Source organism: Thioclava sp. L04-15, from assembly GCF_002020275.1.
In the GTDB taxonomy this organism is placed as follows: Bacteria; Pseudomonadota; Alphaproteobacteria; order Rhodobacterales; family Rhodobacteraceae; genus Thioclava; species Thioclava marina.
Genome location: NZ_MPZW01000004.1, coordinates 254,092 through 271,986, shown reverse-complemented (window position 1 = coordinate 271,986; position 17,895 = coordinate 254,092). Strand labels below are relative to the sequence as shown.

The window sequence follows — 17,895 nt, the reverse complement described above, 5'->3', positions numbered from 1 at the left end:
GCTCTTTGGCAACGCTCACTCCGCCGAGGAGATCACCCAGGTGACGCGCGGATCTTCCTCTTCCGCACTGGAACTCGGAAGTCGTATCAAGGCCCCCGGACGCGTCACGCCCGCGGGGGCACCCGAGGTGGTATAGGGGAAGCCAAGGATATCGGTCTCCACGCCCACCTCGAAGCCATAGCCCTGACCGCCATTGACGCCTGCCCCGCCGAGGCGACGGTTCAGTACCAAGCCTTCGGTCACGGTCAGGTCGATCCGGTTCGACTGGCTGAAACTGTACTTGCCGTCGTTGATCGCGAGCGTCTGCGCATCCGCCACGGTCGAGAGCCGGTCATAGACCGCCTGCGCCAGCACCGAGAAGCCTTGCTGATAGAACCAGACATCGCCGCCGATCACCACGTCGAGACCGTTGAGCACCGGCCCGGCATGGCTCACCTGACCCGTCGTGATCCGGCCCCGCACGAGGTTGAGCGTTCCGCGCGCCCTGTCACGGCCCGTCAGGCGGTCGCGCACATCGTCGAAATACTGGCCCTCTGGGATGAACAGGATCGGACCGTCACCGATCGAAGCCACATCGACATAAGAGGCCATGCCGTCATCATGCCCGTCGAGGGTCAGCGCGAGCGCATCCTCGGGGGTCATGTCATAGAGCTGGGCGTCGATGTAATCGGCATGCAGCCCCAGCGTCTTGCGCACGTTCACGAAGCCCGCATAAAGCGTCGAGCCCGGATTGCGCGCACGCAGATCGGCATTGTCGGGCGCCTGTGCCTCGCGCCGCCCGTAGAGTTCGGGATGGATCAACGCCATCGCGGTCTCATCGGCCAGATCGACGCTCGCCCCTCCGATGATATTCACATGCAGCGCGTCGTCGGCTGCCAGCATCACATCGGTCCGCGCGCCCAGCACACCAAGCTCCATCGTCCCGCCCATCGTATCGAGATAGAGCCCGCCATTTTGCGAGAGCGCGAAGCCTACCCGCATATCACCCGCGGTCTCCGTGTAGTTCACGTCGCCATCGGCGTAGAAATGGCCCGTGGTGCCGGGGGACATGTCGCCCATGAAGGTCGCGCCGGTCTCGCCGGTGATCGCACCACCGAAGGCGAAGAGCCGGACATCGCCACCCGACATCGTCGCGCCATCCGAGCGGATATCGCCCGTGCCCGCCGAAATAACGATCGGCGAGGCGTCACCGGAGATGACATCGCGCACGGTGATCGGGCCACCCGCATAGAGGTCGATCAGCCCACCATCGGTGCGCAGCTGATCCAGCCGGATCGCGTCGCGCTCGTTGAGATGCATCGGACCATTCGCGACCTGCGCCGTGACATGGTCGAAGGCGACCGGTAGCCCATCGGGGCCGAGCGGCGTAAGCGACCCGAGGGTCAGGACCGCGCCCGCCCCCGCAGCATTCGCCTCGAGCACCGTGCCGGTCTGGCCCGAAGCGATCGAGAGCGCGCCATCGACCGAGAGGGTCAGCGCCGGGTCAGCGGTGCTTTGCGTCACCACATGCGATGCGATCATGTCGCCCTTCACGCCGATATTGATCGTGCCGGTTCCGGCGTCGATCGCGGTCCCGGCCGCCTGTCGCAGCAGCCCCGCGGACAGGATCGAGATCGCCCCGCCATGGCTGAGAATATCGGCATTCGCGACAAGGCTGGTCACATCGAGACCGATCGCTCCACCTTGCGTGGTAATCCCCGGACCTGCCAGCAATGTCAGCGGCGCGTTGGTCGAACTCAGCGCAATCGCACCCGAGCCGCCTGCCGTCACCTCTTCGATATCGGTCGCACGATCGCGCAGCCCGATCCGGATATCGCCGTCAACGGTCTTCGCGTAGAGGCGTCCGGTTTTCACGTTCAGCGGCGCCGCCGAGCCGATCGCGCCGTTCGCGCTCAACTGGGTGCGGCTCGCGATGATGCGGCCCTCGGTGATCGAGCCCGCCGCGACATGCACTTCGTCGGGCGACGAGATGGCGCCGATGGTCAGCGCTCCGTCCACGACCAGATCGATCATCGACCCGGCGGTGAGCTGGGTCAGGCTGGTGATCGTCAGATCATCCGCCTCGTGAAGCCAGAACGGCGTGAGCGCGGTGCCAGTCGCGGCGTAGTTCAGCCCGACAAGCGCGGTCTCGAGGCGCTTGGTCTCGGTGCCGACCGGACCGCCGGTGACTATGGTGAGCGTGCCGCCCTTCACATCGGTGCCGCTCGATCCGGTGAGCTCGATGCCACTTGCCGTGCTCAGCGTCAGGGCCGATGCGGTGCCGAAGCTCACCGTGTCGGTGCCGATGAAGGACATCAGCGCATCGGTGCTGATGGCCCCGCCGCCCGCGATCGAGGCCCGCGTGATCGGCAGGTCTTCCGTGGCCGTCAGCCAGGCATCGCCCGAAAGCGTCTCAAGATCGAGTGCGCCGCCATTCGCGGTATCGGTCAGTTCGATCGGAAGCGGCGTGGCCTGCGTGCCAACCGAGGCGCCCGAGAGCGTCAGGCTGCCCGCACTGATGCGCACCGCACCCGTCGCCAGCGCATCGGTGATCGCACCAGTCGCGCTGATGCGCACTGCACCCGGTGCATAGATCTCGGCCAGGGGCAGATCGCCGGTCGCCGCGATATTCACCTCGACGCCCGAACGCGCGGTCAGCATGCCACCGGTGCGAACCGCGACGGTCAGCGGGTTGTCCTGCGTCGCGATCGGCGCGTCGTTGCCGCTTTCGAGAATGATGATCCGACCGGTGACCGCCGGAGCGCCGTCATGAGCATCCGACATCATGCCATTGATCTTGACCGTCACGTCACGCGCTGCGTTCACTTCATGCAGCGCGGCCGGGGTCTCGGCGCCGAGATAGACATCGGTGCCCGCCGACAAGGCCGTGAGCGTGCCGACCGGCACATTGTTCACGTCGAAGCCGGTAAAGGCGAAGTTCAGATCCTCGGCGCGACGCACGACAACCTTGCCGTCATCGGTGAAGGTCAGATCGGACGGCTCGGCCTGCGACAGGATCTGCAGATCCTGCGTGAGATCATTGGTCGAACCCACCGTGTAGGGATCGAGCATCTCACCGACCGTTCCGCCGGCGCTCAACGTGATGTCGCCATAGGCCGTGACGTTGGGATCCTCGATCCGGGTATTGGTATCGCCGGTGCCCTTGATCAGACCCGCCCGGATCCAGTGCTTGAGCTCATCCGTGGTCCAGCCGATCCCTTCGAGGATCTGCGCCTGATCGGTGGCCGTCGGGACGTAGGTGAAGGTCTCCTGCTCTGCGCTCTCCGCGTTCCACTCCGCATAAAGCCCCTGCTGCTCTGCCACGTAATTGTCGAGCTGCGTCTGGGTCCAGCCGCCAGAGCTCAGGGCATCCGCCGTGGCCTGATCGATCGTGTAGTCGATCGGATCGCCACCCGCCGCACGCCGCTCGCGCCAGTATTCGCGATAGGCATGCTCGCGGGCATTGGCGAGCGCGTCGAGCTGCTGCTGGGCGCGATCGTCCTGCGCGACCGTATCATCGAGGCCCATGTCCTGCGTCCAGAGCTTCGCCAGTTCGGACTCGGAGCGGATATCGCGGACCTCGACATTGTTGCGATCGAGGATCGACCCGCTCGCCGCACTCAGCGTGACCGAGCCAAGCTGCGAGGTGACACCATGCAGGGGCAGATCGCCCGTCAGCGCGCTCACATGGACATCGTTGAGCGCGGTCACATCGAGCACACCGCCCTCATGGGTCACCCAGATCGGGGCGCCCGACTGACCGACCGCGCCGTTGATCGAGACTAGGTCGATCGAGCTCGCGACAATCCCGCCCGTCGAGGCATCCGCCATGGTGATGTCGCCATCAGCGGTCAGCGTCACCACCCCCGTCATCGGCGCGTCGCTGGTGGCCGGACGATCTTTGGTGGTCACGCTCACGAGGTTCATCGCCCCCGACAGCTCGCGGATATTGACCGCGCTGCCGCCCGCTGCCGTCAGCGTCGAGCCGTCCGACTGATCGATGCGGAACGCGCCCGAGCTGCCCGCGATCCGGCCGTTGACGGCCGAGACATCGAGATTGGCCAGCGTGGCGGTGACTTCCGAGCCTGCGGTCAGCACAGAGCCCGCGCTCGAGGTGATCTTGCTATCGCCAACCACGTTGGAGACCGTATCGGTGAAGATCACGTCCCCTTTCGAGGTGATGTTCAGCCCACCCGTATCCGAGCCGCTGAACACGATCTCGATCGGGTAATCGGCCTTCAGACGATGCGTATAGAGCACGTTCGACGTGACCGTCTCGTTCCAGCTCTTGTAGACATCGCCGATCCCGAGGATGCGGCGGTCATCCGTTTTGACGGTGCCTTTCTTGGTGTTCTGCGACGTCAGCGAGCCGGTGAAGCCATAGTCATACACACCGCCATTGATCGAGGTGTTTTCCGAGGCGACGTAATTGCCGTCGGCCCCGAAGGCGACAGTCGGATCGAGCGGCGTGACCTTCGGATCGTAGACCTTGGACGAAATCGACTCGCCAAGCTTGAACCAGAAGTAGGAAGTCTTCTGGCTATACTCGACAACCTGCGTAACGACCTCGGATTGCAGCACGACGAAGTCTCGGTTCAGCGTCGGCTGGTAGCTGCCCTCGCGCCCGTCGCTCACGCTGCTGGACGAAACCAGCGTCGTCGGGATCACGCGGGTGACACTGACGCTGTTGGAATCGCCGGGATCGCCATAGGTAAGGGTCTCGGTGTCGAAGGTGCTGGAGTTGTCCCTGACGTAGAGCGTGCGGCCGATGCGAGTGAATTCGGTGACCCGCGCGGCCCCGTTGACCGCCTTGGCAGGATCGGTGTCGGTGATGCGCACCACGCCTTCGATGCCCTGCTCGTTCGCCCCCGGATCGCCGGTGTCGACGCGGCCGAGCACGACCGGAAGCGAGGTATCGTTGTTGACGGTGATGCTTCCATAGCCGTCGAGAGACTCGATCTTGCCACCACCCGTGGAGAGGATCTGACCTGTGATTTCGACGCGCCCACCCTGCACGACCATCGGATCGATCACGATCGCGCCGGTCTGCTCGCCCTTGTCGTTGAGCATGGTCGGGTCGTATTTCACCCAGACATCCGAGGTGACATTGGCATTGCGCGTGACATTGGGCGTGACCGGCTCGGACGGGTCGAACAGAACCGTCGGCGTGGTCGTCGAGAAGCCCGCGATGTCATCCATCAGCCCCGCCGCAATGTCGATCTCGTAAGAGCCCACACCCGCCTGGATCAGCCCGTTGATATTGAGCTTGTCTGCGGTGATGTAGACATTGCGCCCGGCGCGGATCGCGGTCGGCCGCGCGCCGAGCTCGAAAGTGGCGACATTGCCGATATCCAGCGTGGTGGTCGAGATCGGGACCGTCAGGTCGCCGCCTGACCTGCCGGTCACGGTGAAGCCGCTGGTGATCCATGCGCGCGCGTCGTCATCGACCTGCTGGAAGTAGTTGTCATAGATCGAGCGCGGATCTCCCGAGACATTGCGCAGCCCCGGCGTGTAGCCCTGCGTGAAGTCGCGCCCGGCGCTCAGACGGATCGTCTTGGCCGAGATGTCAGCCTGTACGTCGAGATCGCCGAAGTTGGAATTGATCAGGACCGTGCCGCCCATGTTGGTGATCGGACCGCCAACCTCGATCGAGCCGTTGCCATAGGTCACGACCTCGATCTTCGGCTCGCCCGCATCGGTGCCCGAGATCATCGTGTAGTCGATCGGCGCGCCCTTGGGGTTGGCGAGGTTCTGGATGTCCTGCGGCGTCTTGACGGTCACGTCATTGAAGACGATCCGCCCGCCCTCGTTCCACGGGATCTCCATCGAACCTGTGTTCACATAGGCATCGGAATAGACATGCACGAGGATCAGCGCATTGCCCGGCGCATCGAGCGTGCCGGTCGAGGCGCCCTGGACCGTGTCGGCGCGCAGATAGATGCTGCCTTCAGAGGCACGGATATCGGGCAGATCGATGAAATCGGCATTGCCACTGAAATCGGCCTGACGGGTGATGAGCGAGGCAAGCTCGTCATTCCACGCCTGCACGGCCTGCGCATCCTGGCTCAGAATCGGATCGTTGATCTTCGACTGAAGTTCCGCAATGCGCGCGTCGAGCAGATCGCTCAGCGGCACGTTCTCGCGGATCATCGCCGCGATCTCGGCCGCCGAGTTGGTCGGATCCTCGAGGATGCCGCGGGCGTCCTCATCGGTGAACCAGATCTGCTGGCCCGAGCCGTTGACGTAATATTCCGACGAATTGTCGAGCTGGTTGTTCTGATCGAGGATCAGAATCTGCTTGTTGCGCGAACCCGCGCGGACATAGCCGTTCACCGTGATCAGGTTGTCGCCGGTATCGGTCGAGGTACCGCTCTCGATGTCGAGGCTGACCGGATCACCGCCGAAGGCTTCGCTCAGTGCCGAACCGATCGCCGCCGCGACCTCGCGGTAGAGATCCTTGCCACGGCCATAGCCGATGACCTCTCCACCGCCACGCTCCGCGAAGATGTAGACGTCATGCACCGCCGCGACGCTGGAGCCGGTGCCGATATTCACGCGCTGATTGGCGTTGGCCGTCGCATCCGCGACCGGGGTGATCGGGATCGGGATCGCGGTCTTGTTGAAGACGCGCGTCTCGGCCTTGACCGCGACCTGCTGCGCCCCGTTCGACGTATAGCCGGATTTAAGCTGGATATCGGTCAGCGACTGCAGGTCCGCACCCGAGTTCAGCGTGATCTGGTTGTCGGCGTTATAGGTCGCGTAAGTCTTGCCCGAGGCCGCCCCCGAGAGACCGTAGGAGGTCGTGTCCACCTCGGAATAGAGGTTCGCATCCCCGCCCGCATAGAGTTGAAGCACATCGACCGCGAGCAGCTTCGCAGCACCGATCGTCACATGCGCGGTATTGCTCTGCACGTCGAGCGTGCTCTGGCCGATCGGGCTTGCGATCGCGCCCCCGGAATCGAGTTTGAGCCGGTCGGTCAGCGCCATGTTGGTCGCGGCGCCGAGACGGAAGACCTGGTTGTTGTCCGGCAGCCCGGTCTGCACCAGCGCCGCATCGTCACTGACCACGAGATCGGTGGAAGCGTTGACCGTCACCTCGCTGCGCATCGCCGCGACGTCGATCGCACCGCCCGAGCCGGAAACGACGTTGTAGCCGTCATCGGGCCGGTTCATCGAGGTTTCCGCCCCGATATCGATGTTCTTCGCCGCGATCGTGGTCTTGCCACCCAGCGTCAGCGCGGTCGTCGCCGCGATCGTCGTTTCGCTGAAGGCCCCCGAATATCCCAGCGCGGCTGCGCTGGTGGAATCGACCTGGCTGCCGAACGTGCCTGATTGCGCTGCGGTGATCTGGAGCTGATCCGTTGCGGTGATGACGGTTGTGGTGGTCGCCCCGATATTGAAGATCGAGCGCGTGTCCGTCCTCACATGGGTCTCTGCCCCAGAGCCCGAGACAAGCCCGCCCGAGCCGGAATCCGATTTGGCGACGGCACTGGGCGCATTGCCGGTCGAAAGCGTCACGACCCGTCCGCTCAGACGCGCGTTGTCGAGATTGAAGACGACATCGCCGCTGCCGCCATTCGCGATGTCCTGACCGGCGGTCGCCAGCGTGAGGCCGATCGCGACCGCGCCGCCGGAGCGGCCCGTCGCATAGGCTTCCGCCTTCACCGCGCTCGCATCCGCGCTCAACTCGAGCGTGCCGGTCGCGATATAGGTGCCGCTCATCGTCGAGGTGATGGCGTATCCCGTGAAGGCCTTGGCATCCGCGCCGTTGCCCGACAGCAGCCCGCCAGAGGTCGAGTGCGCTTCGGCATAGCTCGATGTGAAGCCGGAATTGAGCTTAATCTCGGAATTGATCGCAATGTTGTTCGCCGTGACGTCGGCCTCGAAAATCGTCGCCACGTTCATATTGGCGCGCGAGGTCGCGACACCGGCTCCGATGGCGATACCGCCGCCGACCGCGATACCTTTCGCATAGGCCTTGGCCGAACCCGCGCTCGTGTTCTCCAGATCGAAAGTGCCGGAGCTGGTAAAGATGTAGTCGCGGGCCGTGACAAGGCTGTTGCCGCTGTTCGTCGCGGTCACGATCACCGCGTTGACGCCGCCCGCGATTCCGCCCGAGCTCCCTTGGCCCGTCGCGGTGGCGCGCGTGGTGTCGCTGGTCGAGATATTGGTTCCGCCCGATCCGCTCGAGATCGAGCCCGAGTTGCCGCCTGCCGCGCCGATGGTGATTGCGCTCGTTCCGACGCTCGTCGCATCCGAGACGGCAACCCCCGCCGCGCCGACGATCGCGACATTCACATTGTAGCTGTCGGTGCTGACCAGACCCGAACGGTCCGCGCTCAGCGCGACCGACTTGCCCGAGATCGCGACCGCATCGCCCACGGAGACCGAGGCGCCCGCGTCGAGCTTGGCCACCGAGACGCCCGCGCCGCCGGTATACCCGCCCGAGGCCGAGGCCGTGGTCACCGAGGAGGAGATCAGCGGATTGGTGTCGAGCTGACCGGTCGCCGCGCCAAGATCGACCGCACCGCCCGCGCTCAGCACCGCGCCGCTTTGCAACTCGATGCCCGCACCCGTCGCCACGTTCGAGATCGCGATACCGCTCGACGCGCCGCCGAAGATCGAGCCCGAGCCCGCGCCCGCATCCTGCGTGACGCGGATCTTGGCCGAGCTGTCGACCTTGATATCGCCGTCGGAATAGAGCTTGGCCGAGCCGATCGTGACCGAGACCTGATCGGAGCCAGCCGCGGACGGGTCGAGGCCCTGGCGCGTCGCGACGATCTGGCTTTGCGTGTCCGAACCACCCGCGAAGCCGACCACCGAGCCTGCGGTATTCTGCATGTCCTGATCGCTCGCGTTCGCATCCAGACCGCTATCGCCGTTCTGATTGCTCGACAGGTCGCTGTCGATCGACGCGAGCGCATCCGAGAGGTTGCCGCTTTCATCATCGACGGCACCGCCCAGTTCCACGACGGACAGCGCTGCGCCGACGCTGATTGCCCCGCCGCCAATCGCGACGACAGTCGAGCCGAGTTCACGCTCGGACGCCGCCGAAATGGTGATGCCCTTCTGGCCCACGCCGCGCGTGCCGCCCGCATTGTAATTCGCGGTGATCGACGCCCCGTCACCGATATTGACGGTCGTCGTGCCTTGCAGGTTCGCGTAATCGAGGCCAAGCCCCACGCCCACTGCGCCGCCCCCAACGGAGCCCGCGACACCGGTGATCGTCGCCTTCTCGAAGGCCGTCAGATCGATCTTGCCCGCGGCACTCAGGCTCTGCCCGTCAGCGATGGTCACGCCGGTAAAGGTCCGGTCCACGAGCACATTGGCCGAGAGCGCAACGCCCATGCCGCCAACCGCACCCGCACCCACATAGCCCTGCTGGGTCAGGTAGGATTTCGCGTTGACCCCAAGATCGCCGCCTGCCGTCAGATAGGCTTTCTGGCCCGCGCGGCCGTTTCCGACCGTCACCTTCGAGCTGCCATCGACCACGGTCACCTGAATCGCGCCGCCCACCGCGACGAGCCCGCCGCCGCCGCTGCCGGTCATCGCATAGATGTCGTTGTCGATCTTGCTGTCGATGTTCAGCGCACCGCCCGCTTCAAGCGAACCGCCCCCGATGGCGACATCCGCCGTCGAGGAGAGCACGTTGACGTTCCCGTTCCCGGTCACCCCGACGAAACCGCCACCGATCCCTGCCACAAAGCTCGTGAGCACGGATTTGCTGTTGGCATTGATCGTCAGCGCATCTGCCGCGTTGAGCTGCGCATCATAGGTCGCGACCTTCGCCGCCGAAGTGACAACCGTGGTCGCCACGCTCGCGCCAACGCCCGCAGCGCCGCCGATGCCGACATTGACGGTGTAGGAGGTCGACGAGTTCGCCACATCCGCGTTCACCAGAACGTCCTGGCCCGCATTCGCGGTGGCGGTGCCGATATCGCCCTCGAAATCCGCGTCGTTCTCGGGGTTGATCCGAACGAGGCTTTCGCCGGTCTCCGAGCCGAGCTGCACCAGTGCCTCGTCATCAATGAGATTGAGGGCGAAGAGCGCACTCACGCCCGCGACCCCGCCAACCGAGCCATTCGCGGTCAGCATCGAGATCGCGCTGCGCGCCTGAGCATTCACCGCGAACCCGCGCGTCGAGCGCGTTGCGCCGTCAGCATCATCCCAGCTGATCGCGCTTTCACCCAGCGCGGTCACGCGCGCCGTGTCGAGAACGGCCGCCTTGACGCGGTTCTTGATCGTGTTGATCGAGGCCGAGACGCCGACACCCGCCGTCGCCCCGCCCGAGAAAGACAGGTTGACGCCTGGCGTGTCGCCGCGCGCGTCCTCCGTCGAGCCGGGCTTCGACTCTTCCGACCCGCCAAGAAGCGAAATCGTGGTCTTCGACTGGGCATCGACCAGGATCGAGCCGCGCGCCACCACATCCGAGCCATAAAGCGTATTCGCGCTCGTGCCGCTCACCGGATCGACGAACGCGATCGGCTCGCCCTGGATCAGCGCCTCGACAGTGTTCGCGGCAGTGTTGTTGACACCCGTGCCGGTCACGCCGACCGTGCCGCCTGCCCCCGAGATCGCGCTGCCCGAGAAGGTCGTGGTCTCGTAAGCGCCAAGCACCACCGAGCTTCCGCTGCGCACCGTGCTTGAGGTGATGTCGGCACGCACGGTCTGATAGGAATTGTTGATCACGATACCAAGACCGACCGAGGCACCGCCCGAGCCCGCGAAGGCACCGGCCTTGCCCGTCAGCGACGGAGTCGAGGTCGCTGAAACAGAGAGGCTGCCCACCTGCTCCTCGGAGCGACGCAGCCCTGCGTAGACCTCGCCATTGGCCACGTTGACGGCGAAGCTGCCCGCGAAGGCGCCGCTGCCACCGCCGCCCGCGCCGACCGAGAGCGATTCCAGCGTCATGCCTTGCGTCGCCGAGATCGTCAGCGCGCCCGCATTCGCCAGCGGATTGGCCGCATCCTCGGTCTCCTGCCGCGCCAGGATCGCGGCATCCTCGATCGCTGCTTCAGTATCGTCGGACATCACGTTGACGACGATCGCGCCTCCGATACCCGCCTGCCCGCCGATCCCGGCGGAACCGGCCAGCGCCTTGATCGTGCCGGTTTGCGTCGTACTCAGCGAGACATCGCCGCGATCGGTGCGCAGCGCGGCGCGCGCGCCCGTGCCATTGCCGCGAATATGCGCATCAGCCTGGCGGTTCATCACGTTGACGAGAATCGAACCCGCCCCGCCGACACCGCCCGAGCCGCCGCCCGAAACGGCGGCCGTCTCGATCGTGCCGGTCTGCATCGCACTCAGCGCCACCGAGGGAGCGGTAGTTTCCGCATCCGTCGGAAGCACCAGTTCCGCTTCGGTCTTGCCGAAGAGCAGGTTCACCCCGATGCCCGCGCCGACCCCTGCGCCGGAGCCGCCGATCGCGACCGCACCCGCGAGCGAGCGGATCGTGCCGGTGGTCGAGGCATTGATCGTGGTGGCGGGAAGCGCGGGCGCCGTGCCCGAAAGCTCGACCCGGGCGCGAGTGACCGCATCGGCATCCAGCGTCAACGCCAGTTTGTTCGCGTCGAAATCGGGTGCCTTGGTCGTGTCGCTCACGCTCGTCGCGAGATTTGTCAGAGCCGTATCCCGAAGGCCGGCAACCTCGCTCTGAGCACCACCGACCGGATCATCGCTCGCCGGTCCGGGCAGCGGATCGACGCTCGGACCATCCGTGCCGGGCTGGCCAATCTGAGCATAGACGACGGAGCCGCCAACCGCAGCCTGCCCCGAGGCCGCGCCCGAAACCGCAATCGCGTCAATCCCGGCGGTATCGGTCGCCGAGACGGACAGCGAGTCGCCAGTCACTGCTTCGGAACTCACGAGATCGGCGGTCGTGCCGCCATGGATCGTGGCCACGGTCAGCGCCACGCCCACCGCGGTCGCGCCACCCGCTCCGGCAGCGGCTCCAGACAGGATCGAAATCTGCCCCGTGCGCGTCGCACTGAGCGAAATCGCCCCGGTGCCTGCGTCGATCGAGGTGTTCGTCGCATTCACCGAGGTCGTATTGCCGATATCGCCGATCGCGAGCGAACCCGCCACGGCAGTCGGACCTGCGCCTGTAAGCGTCAGTCCAACGGCCGCCGATTTGAGCGTCGAGCCATTCGTGGCCGTCAGGCTCACGCCCTCACCCGACAGCGTCGCGCCATTCGTCAGAACGCCGGTATCATGGCCGATGAAATTGGCCGAGATCGCGCCGCCGACTCCGCTGCCGTTCGCACTCACCACCGCACCGCCAGCAAGGCTCTCGATCAGGCCCGTATCGTCTGCGGTCAGGCTCAACGCGCCACCTGCGCCAAGCGTCGCGCCGACGCTCGAGACCTGCGTGACCGCTTGCGAATAGTTCACTGTCACCGCCCCGCCGAGCGAGGTGTCGCGCGATGCGCTCAGCGCCACGGCGGCCGAACGGATCGTACCATTCGCTGTCGCGTCGGCCGCGATCGTGCCCGCTCCGGTGGTGGTGAGATGCGCGCCGTCGAGATTGACGCTGGTGGTGTTCTGCGTCAGCAGGTTGAGCGTGCTCGCGAAACCACCCGCGCTGCCATTGGAGGCCGCCGCACCGCCGCCGATGCTGGAAATCGTCCGCGTGCCGGTCGCATTCAGAGCGATACTTTGCGCATCCAGCGCCTCGGTCCCAGCGGCCGAAACGATGACGCCTGCGGTGATGTTGTTGGCCGAGATCCCCGCCCCCGCAGCCGTCTGCTCGTTCGCCACCGCGCCCGCGACGGCGATCGAGAAGATCGTACTCGTGCCGGTCGCATCGAGCGTGATCGTGCCCGTCCCGCCGGTGCCACCCTGTCCTGTCACCACGGCATCGGTCATCGTCGCGCCGGTATCGGCCGAGATGACGTTGACCGTCGCAGCACCGCCATAGGCATTGTCGCCATTGGCAAGCGCACCGCCGAGCGAGAAGATCGAATTGGCCTCGGTTGCGCCGATATTGATGGAGCTGGCCGAGATGCCCAACCGGTCCGCATCCGGCCCGTTGCCGGTCACATCCGCCCGCGCGCCGCCGGTGATGTTATTGACCGAAACAGAGCCCGCGATACCGGTCTTGCCGGAACCCGCCGAAACACCAAAGCCGTAGATCGACTGGGTGCTGTTGGCGATGATCCCGAAGGCACCGGTGTCGATCGTGCTCGCGCCGGTGAGCTTGGCCGTCGCGCTGCGGGTCACGGTGTTGACCGCGATCCCGATGCCGACGCCGTAGCCTTTGGTCTTGTCCATGTTGATGCCGACGCCGCCGCCGATCGCGACCGTGGTCGAGCCATCGGTGGCCGAAAGATCGAGCTGGCTCGAGGTGATGTCGGCATCGGCGATGCTGGCGGTCGTACCGCCATCGAGTACCGCGACCGCGACCGAGCCCGCCAGCGCGATATCGCCGCGCGAGGTTCCCGCACCGCCCACGGCCACGTTCACCACCGTCGCGTGATCCTCGGCGCCGATCGTCACCGCGCCACCCGCGTTGATCGTGGCGTTCGAGACCTCGGAACTGAGCTTGCGCGTGTCGACCATCACCGAGAAAGCCCCGGCGATCGCGTTGGTGTCCTGCGCCTGACCCAGCCCCGCCGACACGGCCCCGCCAACCGCGATCTGCACCGCGTTGTTCTTCGCCGTCTGGCTCAGGGTCGAAGCGAGCTCGATCGTGCCCTGGGTGTTGATCGCCGCCGTGGTCTCGTTGCCGAGCGACAGGTTGAGCGACGCGACGCCGGTAACCGCCCAGCCCGATTTCTGCGTATTGCCGTCGCTATCGGATGGCGTGTCCATGCTCTGCTGGGCATCGATCGCGTCGTTCTCATCCTCGGCAAAGAGCCAGGACGGAATGATCGTGTCATCGTCCTGGCTCGTCTGATCCGGCTCGGCTTGCTGCGTGGGCTTGCCCTGGACCTTGGAACCGGCCACGCCGACGACGACATCGACCGTTGCGTTCTCGGCACTGATGACGAGGCTGTCCGCGTCGATCACCGTGCTGCCCGCGTTCACCGCCGGGGCCGCCGGGTCGTCAGGGCCAATCCCTGCCCAGACCTTGCGACCGGTGATGTTGAGGCCGACCGAGGCCCCGACACCGATGTTTTCCGAGGCCGAAATCGCGCCCGCCGCCGCCCAGTCGACGGACTCGTCCTTGGCCGAGATCGTCACGGCGCCTGCGGTGACCGAGGCGTCGTCACCGATCCGCGCCGTGGTCTCGGCATCGGCGATATTGGTCGCCACCGTCGCGTTGACGGCCGTGCTCGCGCCCTGCCCACCCGAGAAGCTCAGGATGCCCGTGATGTTGCGGGTATAGGCGGTGACATTGGTCGCGTTGGTGCCCGCATTGATCGTCGCCCCGGATTCGACCACCGAGGAGACCTTGCTGCCGACGCGGTCCACATTGATAGCGACACCGATCGCGTCGTTGACCTTGGCATCGCCCGAGATCGGGTTCTTCTTGGGCAGGTTGGCGACGTGGAGGAACCAGCCCTCCTGGCTGGAGAGCACATTCATGTCGCCGGTCAGGATCAGCACCGCGCCGTCACGCACCACCGCCTGCGTCGTGTTGTCGGTGTTGAAGACATTCGCGGTGATACCGAGGGCGAGCTTCTGCTGATCCTCGGGAACGACCGGGCGCGAGCCATCGCTCGGGACGGGAGCTTCGGCTTTGCTCTTGACGTCGGTTGTGATGAGGTTGAGCGGATTGAGCGTGTCGAGCAGACCCGGCGCGTCAGGCGTCTCGAGATTGGCTGCATCGGTCGGATTGTCGGGCAGCGCTTCGTAAGCGGTGACCTGACCGACGAACTGCTCCCACTTGTCGCGAATATCCTGAATCGGATCCGCATGCGGGAAACGGGTCCGGGCTTGCACCGTGGCACCAGCTGCATTCACCGTGGCGTCCGCCCCGATCTCGGCCTGCGTGTCGCCCGCCATGGTCGAGACCGATGCGGTCAGCATCAGAGCCTGCGAATATTTGCCGAGCAGTTCATCTTGGGTGATCGTCGCGTTCGGGTGCGCGGCATTGTACCGGTCGAGCACTTTCTTCGCCGCGAAATTCAGCGTTCCAAACGCCGCCGAGACGCTGCGCGATAGCGCACTGCCGCCCTCGGTCACCGAGGCAAAGCGATAGGCTGAATTCACAGATACATTCTGACCAGTCGCGGTGACTGTGGTCGTGCCCAGCGCGGTGAGCGCATTGGCATTGCTCAGATCGTGGTAATTCCCGCCCAGCGTCGCGTAGGTGCTGTCATTGTCGACTTGCACGTCGATCGCGACGCCAAAGCCCAGATGCGGAGCGCGGTTCGGATCGACCGGCTTGCCCTGGATCTTGCTCTGCGCGCCGGGGATCGCCTGAACGAGGGTGCTGTCGGCCGCCTTCTGCTTAGCGATCTTGGTCGCCGGATTGGCCACGCCCATCGTCGCGGTGGTCGCGTGAACCTTGTTGAAGAACAGCGTCTCGGCGTCGAGATCGAGTGCACCGCCGGTATTGACCGTGCCGCCCAGCGCCGCCTCGGTGAGCGATTTGGACACATCGACGCTGACCGCGAGCGCCCCGAGGCCTTCCATGCCGGCATTGGCGCCGGTGGTTATCGAATGGGATTTGCCGGTATAGGCGCCCGCATAGAGTGCGCCCGCCGAGGTCGTGGTGCCCCCTTCGACAATCAACTGATTGGTGAGGTTGCGCGTCGTGACCACGACCGCCGCCGCGACATCCTTCACCTTCTTCGCAGCGATCGAGACCGTGTGATCCTCGGCTGCGGTGCTGGCGAGGCGCATGTTGCCTGCCCCGGTCGTCAGCGTATTGCCCGAAAGCAGCACTTGGCTCGCAACCTGGCTGTCGGCCACGACAACGCCCAGCGCATAGGCCTTGGGGGCGATCGAATAGCTGGTCTGCGCATGCGACTGGATCAGCATCGCATCCTGCGAAGGATCCCATGCCGCAGGCAGCTTGATCGACAGGCTGTAGGGCACGCCGCCGCCCAGCAGGCTTCCGGTCGCATTGTCCAGAATATCCTGCGGGGTCGAAGTGAAGCTCAGAGGCGGATCGGACAGGAAGCCGTAAGTGTTCTCGAGCAGACCCGTCGCACCAAGCTGGCCGTTATCGGCCGCGGTATCGGTGTTGAGCACGCGCGGCGCGAGGTTGCGGTCCTTCCAGTTGCCGTCCGCCGTCAGGGTGCTGTCGGTGATCGTCACATTGGACTGCGCGTTGAGCACCTGAACCTGAAGCGGCACGAAACCGTTTGCGGCGCTCGCGCCTTGGGTGAACAGCCCCTCCATCATGTCGATGCCGGAATTGACGGTCGTCAGCAGGCTGTCTTCGTTCGTCGCGTCCTCGAGCCCCTCGACTTGCGCGGCCTCGACGCTGTCGACATCGCTGCCCAGCGTATTCGAGACGGTCGCGACCGAGTTCACCACGATCGAACCCGCTTTCAGATCGGCGTTGGTGATCGTGATCGAGGCGGTCTCGCTGTCGGGGTTGATCGCCCAGACGATCCCCGTGTTGAAGGAGCGCGCCGAGAGCAGCAGCATCCCGCCGCCATCGGCGCCGGTGCTGTCGGCCCGGATCGTGGTGCCGGACTCGACGCTGATATCCTGCGCGGCGACATAGATCGACCCGGCGGTGCCCGCGCCGGGCCCGCCGGTGATCGGATCGCCTGCACTATCGGCGCGCGTCGAGATATTGTCGCTCAGCGTGACGGTCTTGTCCGCCGCGATGGCGAGGTCGCCGCCATGGGTCGTGATCGTGCCCGCCGTCGAGATATCCTGCCCGCGCAGGAAGACCGAGCCCGCCGTGCCGCTCGGCGCGGACATGTCGAAATCACCCTGTGCACTCAGCGTCTTGCCATCGGTGAGTCCGGCGCGCAGCACGAAAGCCCCGCCGTCACCCGCCGTCGAGCTCGCATCGACCTTGAGGCTCGGCTCCATCGAAGCCGAGCCTTCGGTGTAGAGGAATACCGTGCCGCCCTTGCCGGTGCCTGTCGGATCGCTCGCGCCCGTGCCGGAGACGTCATAGGTGCCGCCTGCGCTCAGCGTGCCCTGCGCTTCACCAAGGACGACGCCCCCCGTCGCAGTCGTTCCCGTTCCGCGCTTGGCCGAAATCGTGCCCGAGCTGGAGATCCCGCCCTTGGACACGAGACGGATCACCCCACCCTGACTGACAAGCCCCGCCGCCTGCGGCGTTCCGTCGACGTTGACGCCGACCGAGACCGGACCGGGCGCCGTCGGATCCTCGACCGTGATCCGCCCCCTCAGCAGCATCCCCGCCCCACCCGAACGCAACGCCAGCCGCGCCGCATTGATCTGGCCGTCGATGGTGATCTGGCCCGTATCGCTGAGCGGTTCGGAGCCCGCAAAAAGCTGTGCCGTGGGCGAGTCGAGCCCGACGGTGAGGTTGCCATCCGCCTCATTCGTCAGGCTCGCGACGAAATCCGAGGTCGGAGCACTCATCGTCAGCTGTCCGGCATTGATCGTGCCGCTGGAGCTGACGACGAAGCCGTCCGAATTCACGAAGAAGACGTTGCTGCCGATCGCGGTCGCCGAATTCAAGACATTCGGATCAACGATTTTCATCGCATTCAGCGTGCCCGCGATCGTGCTCTGCCCGCCATTGATGATGTTGACCAGCGCATCCGTGTTGAGCGGCTGATACACATTGACGGTCGAGCCTGCGTTCACATTGAACTGGCTGAACTTGTTGTAGGCGGTCGAGCCCTGAATGTTCGAGGTGGTGACGTCGGTGGTGGTGCCCGAGGTCACGACATTCGTGGTGGACGTGGCCGCGATCACATCGGCAAAGGTCGGAAGGGCTGCGAAGAGGGCCGCCGCAGAGACACTGGAGAACCAGCCAAGCCGCATGAGGATCAGGCGGCTCAGAGAGCGTTTCGTCGTCTTACGGCGGTCCAT

At 65.4% G+C, this 17,895-nt stretch carries 1 protein-coding gene; it reads right to left on the bottom strand.

What is annotated here, in order from left to right:
* Positions 1 to 15: 15 nt before the first annotated feature.
* Positions 16 to 17,895, bottom strand: a complete 17,880-nt coding sequence (locus BMI90_RS11390; RefSeq protein WP_168172764.1) for a leukotoxin LktA family filamentous adhesin — start codon at positions 17,893 to 17,895, stop codon at positions 16 to 18.

Excerpts from the sequence above, each read along its gene's own strand:
- BMI90_RS11390 (WP_168172764.1), bottom strand. The coding sequence starts at position 17,895 with ATGGACCGCCGTAAGACGACGAAACGCTCTCTGAGCCGCCTGATCCTC.